The sequence below is a fragment of the Pseudomonas alkylphenolica genome (genome assembly GCF_004025535.1).
GTDB lineage: Bacteria > Pseudomonadota > Gammaproteobacteria > Pseudomonadales > Pseudomonadaceae > Aquipseudomonas > Aquipseudomonas alkylphenolica_A.
Genome location: NZ_QJRG01000048.1, coordinates 588,253 through 600,968, shown reverse-complemented (window position 1 = coordinate 600,968; position 12,716 = coordinate 588,253). Strand labels below are relative to the sequence as shown.

16 protein-coding genes are annotated in these 12,716 nt (G+C 61.5%); 9 read left to right on the top strand and 7 right to left on the bottom strand.

Translation table 11 applies throughout. The features are described 5' to 3' along the window. Positions 1-101: 101 nt before the first annotated feature. On the bottom strand, positions 102-803 hold the full coding sequence (locus DM813_RS23240) for a type 1 glutamine amidotransferase domain-containing protein (protein ID WP_128325741.1): 702 nt from the start codon (positions 801-803) through the stop codon (positions 102-104). Positions 804-950: 147 nt separating this feature from the next. Here DM813_RS23240 and DM813_RS23235 point away from each other — a divergent pair, with 147 nt between their 5' ends. Continuing rightward, on the top strand, positions 951-1,409 hold the full coding sequence (locus DM813_RS23235) for a nucleoside deaminase (RefSeq protein ID WP_128325740.1): 459 nt from the start codon (positions 951-953) through the stop codon (positions 1,407-1,409). A 48-nt stretch (positions 1,410-1,457) separates the two neighbouring features. Here DM813_RS23235 and DM813_RS23230 read toward each other — a convergent pair whose 3' ends face one another. The 4 genes from DM813_RS23230 to DM813_RS23215 form a co-directional block, all read right to left on the bottom strand. Then, a complete protein-coding gene (locus tag DM813_RS23230) occupies positions 1,458-2,513 on the bottom strand; it encodes a tetratricopeptide repeat protein (protein ID WP_128325739.1) in 1,056 nt (351 codons plus the stop codon). Between the two features lie 157 nt (positions 2,514-2,670). Continuing rightward, positions 2,671-3,720: a class I SAM-dependent methyltransferase gene (locus tag DM813_RS23225; RefSeq protein ID WP_128325738.1), complete on the bottom strand. Its 1,050-nt coding sequence runs from the start codon at positions 3,718-3,720 to the stop codon at positions 2,671-2,673. A gap of 95 nt (positions 3,721-3,815) precedes the next feature. Continuing rightward, positions 3,816-4,412: an eCIS core domain-containing protein gene (locus DM813_RS23220; protein WP_128325737.1), complete on the bottom strand. Its 597-nt coding sequence runs from the start codon at positions 4,410-4,412 to the stop codon at positions 3,816-3,818. After that, complete coding sequence (locus DM813_RS23215) at positions 4,399-4,953, bottom strand: TetR/AcrR family transcriptional regulator (protein WP_128325736.1); 555 nt, start codon at positions 4,951-4,953, stop codon at positions 4,399-4,401. Before DM813_RS23215 ends, DM813_RS23220 begins: the two co-directional genes overlap by 14 nt. A 90-nt stretch (positions 4,954-5,043) precedes the next feature. Here DM813_RS23215 and DM813_RS23210 point away from each other — a divergent pair, with 90 nt between their 5' ends. The 4 genes from DM813_RS23210 (at position 5,044) to DM813_RS23195 (ending at position 8,018) form a co-directional block, all read left to right on the top strand. Continuing rightward, a complete protein-coding gene (locus tag DM813_RS23210) occupies positions 5,044-5,775 on the top strand; it encodes an SDR family oxidoreductase (protein WP_128325735.1) in 732 nt (243 codons plus the stop codon). 35 nt (positions 5,776-5,810) lie between these two features. After that, a complete protein-coding gene (locus DM813_RS23205) occupies positions 5,811-6,401 on the top strand; it encodes a 2-hydroxychromene-2-carboxylate isomerase (RefSeq protein WP_128325734.1) in 591 nt (196 codons plus the stop codon). A 98-nt stretch (positions 6,402-6,499) separates the two neighbouring features. After that, positions 6,500-7,129 (top strand): LysE family translocator, encoded by a 630-nt coding sequence (locus DM813_RS23200; protein ID WP_206617421.1) that lies wholly within the window; start codon positions 6,500-6,502, stop codon positions 7,127-7,129. Positions 7,130-7,145: 16 nt separating this feature from the next. Beyond that, positions 7,146-8,018 carry an alpha/beta fold hydrolase gene (locus tag DM813_RS23195; RefSeq protein ID WP_128325733.1) on the top strand — a complete coding sequence of 291 codons (873 nt, stop codon included), beginning with the start codon at positions 7,146-7,148 and terminating at the stop codon, positions 8,016-8,018. A gap of 4 nt (positions 8,019-8,022) precedes the next feature. Here DM813_RS23195 and DM813_RS23190 read toward each other — a convergent pair whose 3' ends face one another. Further along, positions 8,023-8,931: a LysR family transcriptional regulator gene (locus tag DM813_RS23190; RefSeq protein ID WP_206617420.1), complete on the bottom strand. Its 909-nt coding sequence runs from the start codon at positions 8,929-8,931 to the stop codon at positions 8,023-8,025. Between the two features lie 96 nt (positions 8,932-9,027). On the opposite strand from DM813_RS23190, the gene DM813_RS23185 reads away from it, so the two are divergent. From DM813_RS23185 to DM813_RS23170, 4 genes are all read left to right on the top strand, one after another. Beyond that, complete coding sequence (locus DM813_RS23185; RefSeq protein ID WP_128325731.1) at positions 9,028-9,918, top strand: pirin family protein; 891 nt, start codon at positions 9,028-9,030, stop codon at positions 9,916-9,918. Between the two features lie 86 nt (positions 9,919-10,004). Beyond that, positions 10,005-10,691 (top strand): hydrolase, encoded by a 687-nt coding sequence (locus tag DM813_RS23180; protein ID WP_128325730.1) that lies wholly within the window; start codon positions 10,005-10,007, stop codon positions 10,689-10,691. A gap of 54 nt (positions 10,692-10,745) precedes the next feature. Beyond that, positions 10,746-11,372, top strand: a complete 627-nt coding sequence (ycaC, locus tag DM813_RS23175; RefSeq protein WP_128325729.1) for an isochorismate family cysteine hydrolase YcaC — start codon at positions 10,746-10,748, stop codon at positions 11,370-11,372. A 95-nt stretch (positions 11,373-11,467) separates the two neighbouring features. Beyond that, complete coding sequence (locus DM813_RS23170) at positions 11,468-12,397, top strand: AlkA N-terminal domain-containing protein (RefSeq protein ID WP_128325728.1); 930 nt, start codon at positions 11,468-11,470, stop codon at positions 12,395-12,397. Here DM813_RS23170 and DM813_RS23165 read toward each other — a convergent pair. Beyond that, positions 12,388-12,612: a DUF6555 family protein gene (locus DM813_RS23165; protein ID WP_128325727.1), complete on the bottom strand. Its 225-nt coding sequence runs from the start codon at positions 12,610-12,612 to the stop codon at positions 12,388-12,390. The two genes, DM813_RS23170 and DM813_RS23165, sit on opposite strands and share 10 nt — an antisense overlap. Between the last annotated feature and the right edge of the window lie 104 nt (positions 12,613-12,716).

Here is a 12,716-nt window from a genome sequence, read left to right as displayed (position 1 = left end):
GGTCTCTATGCTAAACGGAGGGTCAGCATAGAGAAGTCAGTCTGAGGTGCCTGTAAGTGTTATTGCAGGCTGCTGTAGTCCCCTTCAGATTGAGGTCGGGATCACGGCGTGCTGGCAGCCAATGCCTTGATCACCAGTTCTGCGACTTTACCGCCTGAGGCCGGGTTTTGCCCGGTGATCAGACGGCCTTCCTTCTGGTCGCTGATGGCAAACTCCTGCCAGGGGTCTTCAGCCTTGCTGTACAGACCGCCACGAGCACTCAATTCGGTTTCGGTCAGATAGGGTACGACCTTGTCCAGTTCAGCCAATTGTTCCTCTATGTTGGAGAACCCGGTCACTTCCCGATCTTTTACCAGCAGGGTGTTATCACTGAGTTTGATGTTGAGCAACCCTACAGCGCCATGGCACACCGAGGCGACCACACCACCGGCCTCGAAAATTCTACGCGCCAGTTCCTGTAAGCCGGTGTTATCCGGAAAGTCCCAGATGACGCCGTGGCCACCGGCATAGTAGATCGCCACATACTCCTGGGCCTTGACCTGGCCCGGGCTCAGGGTTTTACCCAGGCGGTTCATGAAGGCCTTGTCGTTGTACCAGTCCCAGTCAATGTCCTTGGCCATGCTCAGGCTATGAGGGTCGACGGGTACATAGCCGCCGGCCGGGCTGACGTAGTCGACCGTATAACCGGCCTTCTGGACTTTTTCGACGAAATGCACGGCCTCACCGAGCCAAAGGCCGGTGGCGCGCTTGAGCGTGGGGTACTTTGCCGTATTGGTCAAAACCACCAGCATTTTCTTGCTCATCACCAGGCTCCCTTCACTGGAACGGACCCGGCCTGCCCGGATCGCCAAGGAAAACCCCTACAGCATAGTAGTGCTGGCGTGAGATGCCATTCTTTGCTGGCGCTATGCTAGCCTTGGTGGATCCCATGGCACAGGAGTTGACTGCCAATGAGCAGCGCCACAGTAGCAACGGACGAATTCATGCAGGCGGCCATTGACGAAGCGCGCAAGGGGCTGGAGGAGGGTGGCATTCCCATTGGCTCGGTGTTGGTGCACCAGGGGAACATCATCGGTCGCGGACACAACCGACGGGTGCAGTCGGGCAGCGCCATTTTGCATGGTGAAATGGATGCGCTGGAAAACGCCGGGCGGCAGCCGGCGTCGGTCTATGCCGATTCAACGCTATACACCACCTTGTCGCCCTGCGCGATGTGCAGTGGGGCGATCCTGTTATATGGGATCAAGCGGGTGATCGTCGGTGAAAACCAGACCTTCCTCGGTGAAGAAGCGTTGTTGCAGTCCCGCGGTGTAACGCTGCAAGTGCTGCACAATGCTGATTGCATCAGCATGATGCAAGCATTTATCCAGGCCCGACCTGAACTCTGGAACGAAGACATCGGGGTTTAGCTTTTCGAAGACGTTACAACCGGGCATTGCTAATGAGCAGGTGCGCCTTTAGAGACCTTGCTGTACCAGCGGGTCGTCGGGGTTGAGCTGTTCGAGCTGTGCCAGCAGCACCTGTACATTCTGCATCTGACCGGTTTCCTTCCAGTACTCGATCAACAGCACCCTGGCCTTGCGGTTGGCCGGTTCACGGTCGACAAGCGCTTCGAGCTGTTTTTGCGCCGGCTCGATCTGATCGAGTTGGTGCAGGCTGGTAGCCAAGGTGTAGCTGTATTCGGCATTGTCCGGCTCCAGCTCCAGGGCGCGGGCGAACGCCAGCAGTGCATACTCCTCCTGGTCATGGCGCAGTAACCAGCGCCCCAGTTCGTATTGCAAAAAGGCCGAGTCAGGTTGCAGCTGCAGGGCGTTGGCCAGCACCTGGCGCGAGGCGTCGGTCTGGTTTTGACGCTCCAGCAACTCGACCTTCACGGCCAGCGCTTGCAGGTTGTCCGGGTCCAGTTTCAGGGTTTGCTCCAGAGCTGCGGCCGCATCCTTGAAATTGTTCTCATGCAGATAAAGCCGGGCCAGGTGCAACTGGGCTGTCGGGTCGTCCGGCTGTTGCACGAGCACGTGCTGATACTGTTCCAGCACATGCTGCAACGGGCCGAAATACAGACCGATTTCGTCCGGCCCCAGGCCCAGCAGCGCATCGACCACGGCAAAGCGCACCTGCGGGTCCTCGTCATCGAGCAAGGGGCCGAGCACGAGGCTGCGCTGGGCGCCGGGCAGCATCGCCTGAATGCTGGCGATGGCTGCGCGACGAACCAGCGGGTCGGTATGCTTTAAATCCTGGCTGGCCAGTTTCAGCGCCAATGGTGAAGGGTAGTTGGGCAGCTCGGCATAAAGCCCCGCGCGACGGATCGCGGAAAGGTCAGTGCGTGCCAGTTGCTGGTAGAGCACCCTGGCGGCACCTGGCTGGCCATTGTGCGCCATCGCCAGGGCCTTGGCGTAGGAGAGCGTCAGGGCAGGTGTAGGCGGGGGATTGTTGTCGCGCAGGAAATACGCCCCAAGCCCCAGGATGACGAGCAAGGTCAGGCTGACAAGGGTGAGTTGGCGCGGTTTGGACATGGGTGAATCCGGGAACAAGCGACGGGCAGAAGCGTCAGCTTGGGTGAGTGAGGGGCTGACGTCAACGCCGCGTATGCCAGCGGTCGCGGGACAACTACCTGAATTGTCCCGCGATCGGCGCTGTTCGCGATGACCTGAACGATCAGCACAACACGGGTTACTGCTTGCGGGCTTCGAGTATCAGGTTGAAGGGTGTCTCGGTCGCGCGGCGAAAGTGTTTGAAGCCGGCCTGCTCGAACACGGCACGCAGCCGAGCTTCTCCTGCTTGTGCCCCCAGCCCCAGGCCAACTTCCTGGGACAGCGAGTTGGGCGTGCAAATAAAGGTCGAGGCGGCATAGAACAGGCGGCCCACCGGCGTGCTGTTTTCATCCAGGCTGTCATGGGCAAAGGGCTCGACCAGCAACACCGAACCATCGGCCTTGAGCGCGTCGAACGCATGGCGGGCAGCACCGACCGGGTCGCCCATGTCATGCAGGCAATCGAAGTAGCAGATCAGGTCAAAGTCGCGGCCCGGAAAGTCTTTGGCGCTGGCCTGGATGAACTGCGTGCGTCCGGCCACCCCGCCTTCAACGGCGCGCTGGCTCGATACTGTAATCGAGGGCGCGTGGTAGTCGTATCCATAAAACGTCGATGCCGGGAAGGCCTGCGCCATGATCACGGTCGATGCGCCGTGGCCGCAGCCAACGTCGGCGACTTTGGCGCCTGCTTGCAGCTTGCCGACGGCTCCGGTCAGGGTCGGCAGCCATTCGGCGACCAGGTGGGCGCGATAGCCGGGGCGGAAGAAGCGCTCGGTGCCGCTGAACATGCAGGGGTGGTGGTCACCCCAGGGCAGGGCGCCGTCGCCGCGCATGGCCGCCACCAGTTTGTCTTTGTCGTGATACAGGGCGGCGATGACCGAGGCCCCACCAGCGACATACACCGGAGAGTCTTCGATGGCCAGGGCCAGGGCCTGCTCTTCGGGCAGGCGGAAGCGTCCGTCCTGATGTTCCATGTAGCCCGATGCTGCCTGGGCACTGAGCCATTCGCGTAGCAACCGGGCGTTGCAGCCGGTCTTTTCTGCGAGCGTTTCGGGGGTGATGAACTGGCTGTCGGCCATAGCCCGGTACAGGCCCAGTTCATCGCCGAGAATGAGGTTGGCCAGCAGGGCGGCGGCGCCCATGTCGTTGACCAGCTTTCCCATGAAGTCATTCAGCTTGGCTTCGTCCATTGCGTGTTCTCCTGCAAGAAGTCCAACGTCAACGGGGTCGCCACCGGCAGCGACGACCTCGGGCCATTTTTCGTGGGGCAATATATAAGTCTAGTTCAGCGTGCCTGGCCGGAAGACCGTTCACGCAGGGCCTTGCTGACTTTGCTCTGGATCTCGTAGGCCGGTGCCTCGACCGCATCGAAGTCACGCGAGTAACGCCGGGCAAATTCCTCGACGCCCCATTGCTGGTACTGCTGGACGTGATGGAGTTCGTGGGCCCAGAGCGCGACATTTTCCTCGGCATCTTCGGCATGGCGAAAGACGATGATGTCGATCAGGGTCACGGCATTGACGTCGGGGTTTTGCAGCACGGCGTTGGCACTGTCCAGCGCTTGTTCGTCCCCCACCTTGTAACGTGCGGCATCGAGCACCTGAAAGTCGTAGTAGGGCTCGAGCTGGGCGCGGATGTGCAGGGGGATCGGTTGCAGTGAACCCGCCGCGGCGGTGTCACGCGCCTGTTGCAGGGCGATGGCCAGTGAGCTGCTGGCCATGCGACCGAGGTCATCGAGGACGGTCCCGGCCTGGCCGGGATCGATAGGCGAGCAGATGCAACTGCCCAGGCAGATTTCGTACTGTCCGACCGGGCAGGCGGCGAACGCCTGGGGGGCACTGAGGAGGGCAAGGGCAAGCAACCACCGTTCAGCGACGCTCATGCAGGGCCTCGGCAAGAAACTCACGGGAGGCAGTGATGACTTCCTGTTGGCTGTCCTCGTTGGCCAGCATGCGGGCGATCACCAGCGCCCCTACACATTGGCTGATCAGCGCCCACGCCAGCGCGGGGCTTTCGAGGGTTTCGGCCCAGGCGTGCTGCAAGGTGCGCAACCAGTGTTCGGCCTCTTCACGCACCGCCATGGGCGCCTGGGCGATCTCGGCACCCAGGGCCGGGATGGCGCAACCGCCCTCGGGATTGTGCACGTGGGCGAGGCTCAGGTACTGGTCCAGACAGCGTTCCAGGCGCTGCGGATTCATGGGTTGCTGGGCCATGGGGCTGTGGCTCAGTTCGCGGCGTACCACTTCGGTGAACAGGTCATCCTTGGACGGAAAATGGTTGTAGAAGGCGCCACCGGTCAGGCCGATGGCTTTCATCAGGCCGGCAACCCCGGTGGCATTGAAGCCGCCGCGCTTGGCCAGGGCACCGCTGCTTTCCAGCAATTTCTGCCGGGTTTGTTCCTTGTGGGTGGTGGAGTAACGCACGCCGACAGGCTCCGTATCGATGGCTTGACGAAGTGTGGATCATAGCATAGCGTTCGTTTACTAAATGATCGTTTATCAATGGAGCGATGCATGACACAGAACAAGAAAGTGGTACTGGTGGTGGGGGCCGGGGATGCGACCGGCGGCGCGATTGCCAAGCGCTTTGCCCGGGAAGGCTATATCGCCTGCGTGACCCGGCGCAGTGCCGACAAACTGCAGCCGCTGGTAGACGAGATTCGGGCAGCGGGCGGTGAGGCGCATGGCTTTGCCTCCGATGCGCGCAAGGAAGAGGAGGTGGTCGAGCTGGTTGAACAGATCGAAAGCACCCTGGGCCCGATCGAGGCGTTTGTGTTCAACATTGGCGCCAATGTGCCTTGCAGCATTCTCGAAGAGACCGCGCGCAAGTATTTCAAAATCTGGGAAATGGCCTGTTTTGCCGGCTTCCTGACCAGTCAGGCGGTGGCCCGGCGCATGGTCACCCGGGAGCGTGGCACTATCCTGTTCACCGGCGCAACGGCCGGCTTGCGCGGTGCGGCGGGCTTTGCAGCCTTTGCCGGGGCCAAACATGGCATCCGGGCGCTGGCGCAGAGCATGGCGCGAGAGCTGGGGCCGCGTAACATTCATGTCGCCCATGTCGTGGTCGATGGCGCCATCGACACCGCGTTCATCCGCGACACCTTCCCCGAGCGCTATGCGCTCAAGGATGAGGATGGCATTCTTGACCCTGCCCATATCGCCGACAGCTACTGGTTCCTGCACGCCCAGCCGCGTGACGCGTGGACCTTCGAACTTGACCTGCGGCCGTGGATGGAACGCTGGTAAGCCCTGCAAAACAACAATAAAAAGGATGCTGTGCAATGAGCAAGACTGTCGAATTCTTCTTTGACCTGGGCAGCCCGGCCAGCTACCTGGCCTGGACCCAGCTACCGGCCTTGTGCGCCCGCTGTGACGCGCAACTGGTGTACCGACCGATGTTGTTGGGCGGGGTGTTCCAGGCTACCGGCAATGCGTCGCCGGCGATGGTGCCGGCCAAGGCCCGCTATGTGTTTGCCGACTTTCAACGCTATGCCGGGCGCTATGGCGTGACACTGGCGTTTCCACCGGGGTTTCCGATCAATACCCTGACGCTGATGCGCGGCACGATGGCCGTCCAGTTGTTCGCCCCGGAACGTTTCGAGACCTACCTCAAGGCGGTATTCCCGGCGCTGTGGGTGCAGCAGCGTAACCTTGGCGACCCTCAGGTACTTGCCACCGTTCTGCACGAAGCGGGTTTCGACCCGGAGCAGTATCAGGCCTGGACCGTCGATCCCCAGGTCAAAGCCGCACTCAAGGATGCGACGGAAGAGGCGGTACGCCGGGGTGCCTTTGGAGCCCCGATCTTCTTTGTCGGCGAGCAGATGTTTTTCGGTCAGGACCGCCTGGAGTTTGTGGAAGAGGCGCTGCAGTAACTCAGTACAGATAAGTGTAGTGGTTAAATTTCCTACAACTGTATGGAGGAGCCGGATCAGGACTCCGTTAGTGTCATTCGAGCCCTGATCCTTTTGGAATGCCTGCCATGCTCAGCTCAATCGACCTGATAACTGCGTTCGTCCTGTTCGCCTTCGTCTCTTCAATCACCCCGGGGCCCAACAACACTATGTTGCTGGCCTCCGGGGTGAACTTTGGCGTGCGCCGGTCGATTCCCCACGCCCTGGGCATCAGCGTCGGCTTCATGGTCATGGTGCTGGCAGTGGGGTTCGGGCTGGGTGAAGTATTCAAGGCTTTCCCGCCGATCTATACGGTACTGCGCTACGTAGGCGCCGCTTACCTGCTGTACCTGGCGTGGAAAATAGCCACCTCCGGGCCGATGTCCGTCAACAACGGCGAAAGCCGAAAGCCTTTGGGATTTTGGGGCGCGGCGGCGTTCCAGTGGGTCAATCCCAAGGCCTGGGTCATGGCGGTCGGCGCCATCACTACCTACACACCGGCGCAGGGCTATGTCACCAACGTGATAGTGATCGCCGCAGTGTTTGCGTTAGTCAACCTGCCCAGCGTATGCATCTGGGTCATGTTCGGCAGCGCCCTACGTACGGTGCTGCAGAATCCGCGCTGGCTGATGCTGTTTAATCTGTTGATGGCGGCGCTTCTGGTGATATCCCTTTACCCGCTGCTCTTTGTAGAATCCAGCTTTTCCTGAATGAGTGCGCTGGCACATGCAGTTGATTCCCTGGTCCCATGACACAAGTGCCGGCTTCACCTTGCGCGGGTGGCGTTCGCCCGCCAGCGGCAAGCCGTTGCTGCACTTCCTCCACGGCAACGGCTTTTGCGGCCTGGTGTATCAGCCATTGCTGGCGCGCCTGGCCGAGCATTTCGATCTCTGGTTGTGTGACGTGCAAGGCCATGGCGACAGTGATCACGGCGGTCCGTTCCTGGGCTGGAACCGCACCGTAGAACTGGTTATCGAAGCGTTTGAGGCCGGTCGCGGTGAATACGCCGATGTGCCGCGCTATGCCCTCGGCCACAGTTTTGGCGGGGTGCTGACCGCCCTGATGCTGGCAAGCAGGCCGCAGTTGTTCCAGCGCGCGGTGCTGCTTGACCCGGTCCTGTTCAGTCGTTCCATGATCGGCCTGATGAGCGCGGCAGCACTGGTCGGCCTGCACCGCCGTCACACCTTGGCTCGCAAGGCAGCAACACGGCGCAGCCATTGGCCAGACCGCGCCTCGGCGCGCGCTTCGCTCGAAGGCCGTGGCATCTTCAAAGGCTGGACCGAGACCGCCCTGCAGTCCTATATCGAGCACGCCATCGGTGATTGCGGCGAAGGGGTGGTACTCAAGTGCCGGCCCAGCCGTGAGGTGGAAATTTTCAGTTCCTTTCCAAAGCGTATGTGGGCGTCACTGGCGCAGGTGCAGACGCCGACGCTGGTGCTCTATGGTGAACACACGTATCCCTTCGTACCGCAGTCGGTGCAGCACTGGGCGCAGAGTAATCGTCACGTCGAGGCGGCTCAGGTACCTGGCGGGCACTGCTTCATGCAGGAAGATCCGGCGGTGTGCAGTGAGCGGGTCGAAGGCTTTCTGCTGAAGTAACCCGTCAGGCGATGTCACTGGCCTCGAATTCTGCGGCGAGGAAGTCCAGCAAGCTGCGCACCGACGGCAACAAGCCACGCCGCGAGGCGAATACGGCGTGTACCACACCGCATTCCGGTGCCCAGTTCGGCGCAGCATGTACCAGCTGCCCGCTGTCCAGGGCTTCGCGGATCACTACCAGCGGCAAGTGCACAACGCCGACCCCAGCCAGCGCGGCCTGACGCAGCACCACCAGGTCATCGGTGACCAGCCGGGGTGTATGGCGCAGGCTCGCACGGGCGCCGTCCGGGCCTGACAGGTGCCAGTGGTAGTCACGTTGCGGGTTGCCCCAATGCAGGCTGGGCAGGGTGGTGACATCGGTGGGTACCGGGCGCTCCGGCAAGCGTTCGAGCAATGCCGGCGCCGCCACCAGGCACTGAGTGCTGCGTGCCAGCACTTTCATCACCAGCTCGCTGCTTTCCAGCGGAGGTACCCGGACACGCAAGGCAATGTCGATGCCCTCCTGAATCAGGTCGACCTGGCGGTTGGTGCTCTCAATGTGCAATTGCACCAAGGGACACTGCACCATGAAGCGGGTCAGCATGGCCCCTACCCAAAAGTCCAGAAGTGCCGTGGGGCAACTCAGGCGCACGATACCTTGCGGCTCGGCGCGGTTACGCTCGATCAGTTCGGCAGCACCTTCGGCTTCCACCAGCATGGCGACGCAATGGCGGTAGTACGCCTGACCGATCTCCGTCACTGAAAAGTGCCGGGTAGAACGCTGGATCAGACGAACCCCAAGGCGTTCTTCCAGGGCAGCGATGCGGCGGCTGAGTTTGGATTTAGGCATGTCCAGGGCGCGACCGGCCGGGGCAAAGCCGCCGTGTTCGACCACCTGGGCAAAGTAGTAAAGGTCGTTAAGGTCTTCCATCATTGTTCCTAAAATAGAACACTGAGGACAGTTTAGCCGATCTACCGCCGATGTCGTTGCGCTCGTATGGTTATAACCATCCACGAGAGGAGGCATCTCATGAAAAAAATCCAAGGCGTCTATAGCAGCCCCACCCCGCACTGGGTCGGTGATGGTTTCCCGGTGCGCAGCCTGTTTACCTACGACAACCTGGCCCAGCACATCAGCCCGTTCCTGTTGCTGGACTATGCCGGTCCGCATGATTTCACCCCGACCACGGCACGCCGTGGTGTCGGCCAGCACCCTCATCGCGGGTTCGAAACGGTGACCATCGTCTACCAGGGCGAACTGGAGCACCGTGACTCCACCGGTGCCGGGGGCCTGATCGGCCCGGGCGACGTGCAATGGATGACTGCGGCGGGCGGCATCGTGCATGAGGAGTTTCACTCCCCGGCCTTTGCTGCCCAGGGCGGCACCCTGGAAATGGTCCAGCTGTGGGTCAACCTGCCGGGCAAAGACAAGTCAGCGCCGGCCGGCTACCAGACACTGCTCAGCAGTGACATCCCGGTGGTCTCGCTGGACAGCGGCCGTGCCAGCCTGCGGGTCATCGCCGGTGAGTTTCACGGGCACCAGGGGCCAGCCCGGACGTTCACTCCCATGGACGTCTGGGACCTGCAACTTAAAGCCGGCGCGTCATTGACCCTGCCGAGCGCGGCGGGGCGCAGTACCGCGCTGGTGGTGTTGCGGGGCTCGCTGCTGGTCAATGGCGAGCGTCAGGTGGGGCCTGCGCAGCTGGTGCTGTTCGACCGTGCCGGTGATGAGCTGCTGCTTGAAGCGCAAAGCGACGTGGCGGTGTTGTTCCTGGGTGGCGAACCGCTGGATGAACCGATCGTCGGCTATGGCCCCTTCGTAATGAACAGCGAAGCGGAAATCGCCGAGGCCTTTGAGGATTTTCGTGCCGGCCGCTTCGGCCAGATGAGCGGGCCGCAAGGCGCTCGTCACGACGACTAACCTGATTAACCCGAAGGTTGCCCGACGGGAGCCTTCGTTCCCGGTTGCCAGCATTGCTGGCAACCCGAAAGCAAGGAGTACCTAGCATGAGCACATTTGCCAATACCGCGAACTTCAACGGTCAGGTGCCACGCATCGACCCCGACGACGCCGCGATGCTGCTGATCGACCATCAGAGCGGCTTGTTCCAGACGGTCAAGGACATGCCCATGACGGAGTTGCGGGCCAACGCCATCACCCTGGCCAAGATTGCCAGCCTGGCGAACATTCCGGTCATCACCACCGCTTCAGTGCCGCAAGGCCCCAACGGCCCGCTGATTCCGGAAATTCACGAAGCGGCGCCCCACGCACACTACGTCGCACGCAAAGGTGAAATCAACGCCTGGGATAATCCCGAGTTCGTCGCCGCCGTAGAGGCAACCGGACGCAAGACCCTGATCATCGCCGGCACCATTACCAGCGTCTGCATGGCATTCCCGAGCATCAGTGCGGTAAATGCAGGCTATAAAGTATTTGCGGTAATCGATGCCAGCGGCACTTATTCGAAGATGGCCCAGGAAATCACCCTGGCCCGTGTGGTGCAGGCCGGTGTGGTGCCGATGGATACCGCGGCGGTGTGCTCGGAAGTACAGCGCACCTGGAACCGCGAAGATGCACTCCAGTGGGCTGAGGCCTACAGCCATGTGTTCCCGCATTACCAACTGCTGATCGAAAGTTATGCCAAGGCGCAACAAGTGGCCCGTGACAACGAAGTGCTGGACTCACAACGCTGATCCCTCATGGCCGGTGCATTCAGGTGCCGGCTCATCAACGCAAGGAGTAAGACCATGAGCAAGCCCTATGTACGTCTGGACAAGAACAATGCCGCAGTCCTGCTGGTGGATCACCAGACCGGTCTGCTGTCGCTGGTGCGTGATATCGACCCGGACAGGTTCAAGAACAACGTGCTGGCGGTGGGTGACCTGGCCAAGTACTTCAAGTTGCCCACAATCCTCACCACCAGCTTTGAAACCGGCCCCAACGGCCCGCTGGTGCCGGAGCTCAAGGCGCAGTTCCCCGAGGCGCCTTACATTGCGCGGCCGGGCCAGATCAACGCCTGGGACAACGAAGACTTCGTCAAGGCCGTCAAGGCCACCGGCAAGAAGCAATTGATCATTGCCGGTGTAGTGACCGAAGTGTGCGTAGCGTTCCCGGCGCTGTCGGCACTGGAGGAGGGCTTTGAAGTATTCGTGGTGACCGACGCCTCCGGTACCTTCAATGAGCTGACCCGCGATTCTGCCTGGAACCGCATGTCGCAAGCCGGCGCGCAACTGATGACCTGGTTTGGCCTGGCCTGCGAACTGCACCGAGACTGGCGCAACGACATCGAAGGCCTGGGCACGCTGTTCTACAACCACATCCCGGATTACCGCAACCTGATGACCAGCTATAGCACCCTGACCAACGGCAAGTAAGGCCGAGGTTAAAGCCCCGCCGGCCGTACCTGTCCGGCGGGGCTTTTGCTTTTTACCCAGAACTCGAAGGCGCGCGGCAGGGGTAAACCAGGCGAATGAAAGCATTCAGTTCCCTCCAAGGCTACCGCCGCACGCTGCGTAGCGCACCAACGCTGACCGTCTGGCTGCGCTACCGAGCGCCTTATCACTGGCCTTCAATGCTGGGCTTTTTACAGGCGCGCAGCATTGCCGCCATTGAAGCTGTGGAGGCCGGCGAGTACCGGCGCACGGTAGTGCTCGGTGGTCATCATGGCATTATTCATTGTCGCCCCGTGGCCGCCGATCAACTGGCGGTCACCCTGTACGGTCTGCCTCCTCGCGTGTTGCCCGCACTGGTTGCGCGGCTGCGGCGAGTGTTCGACCTGGATGCCGAACCGCAACGTATCGAGCGGGACTTAAGTCGTGACACGTTGATGGCCGGGTTGATTGCCGCACGGCCCGGCTTGCGCGTTCCCGGCGGCTGGGCCGCGTTCGAACAGGCGATGCGCACCGTGCTCGGCCAGCAGATCAGTGTGGCCGGTGCCATGACGCTCGCCGGGCGCATGGTGGCTCGCCATGGTGTGCCGTTGGCGCCGGGCCTGACCGGTGATGAACGCCTTACCCATGTGTTTCCTCATCCCAAGGCCATTGCCTCGAGCGACCTGAGCGGCCTGGGCATGCCCCGTGCGCGAGCATCGACCTTGTCGGTCATGGCCCAGGCCATACTCGACGAGCCCGGGCTGTTGCGTGCAGGTAACGATCTGCACACCTGGGTCAAACGGTTGTGCCTGTTACCAGGTATTGGCCCCTGGAGCGCTCAGTACCTGGCGCTGCGCCTGCGCGGGGACGTCGATGCGTTTCCCCTGGGCGATGTCGCACTGCTCAAGGCCCTGCGTCAACTTGAGCCCGGGGACGTGAAGCTGGCCGAGCGCTCATTGGCCTGGCGCCCCTGGCGTGCCTATGCGGCCCAGCACCTGTGGGCTTCGTTGAGTGCATCTCAGGACTGACGCCAGTGCACCTCGGTGATGCCGTAGCGTTCTGCCATGGGTTTGCTGACCAGCTTGACCTTCTCCAGACCGAAGCGCCCGATCCTGCCGACACCGGCGTCGCAACTCGCCCAATGCCAGGCCTGGGCGTTGTCCATGTGCTCTGCACGAATGATGAATGACTTGGCGGCGCCGTGAAGCAGGTAGTCGATCACGTAAAGTTTTGCGTTGTTCATAGGCCAGTGACGATCCTTTCAGGGCAGTGAACAGGAAAATACGGCTTCTGAAACTACTGAGTCCGATGACGGTGGAAAAATTCAATCGGATTTGCGCCATGCCA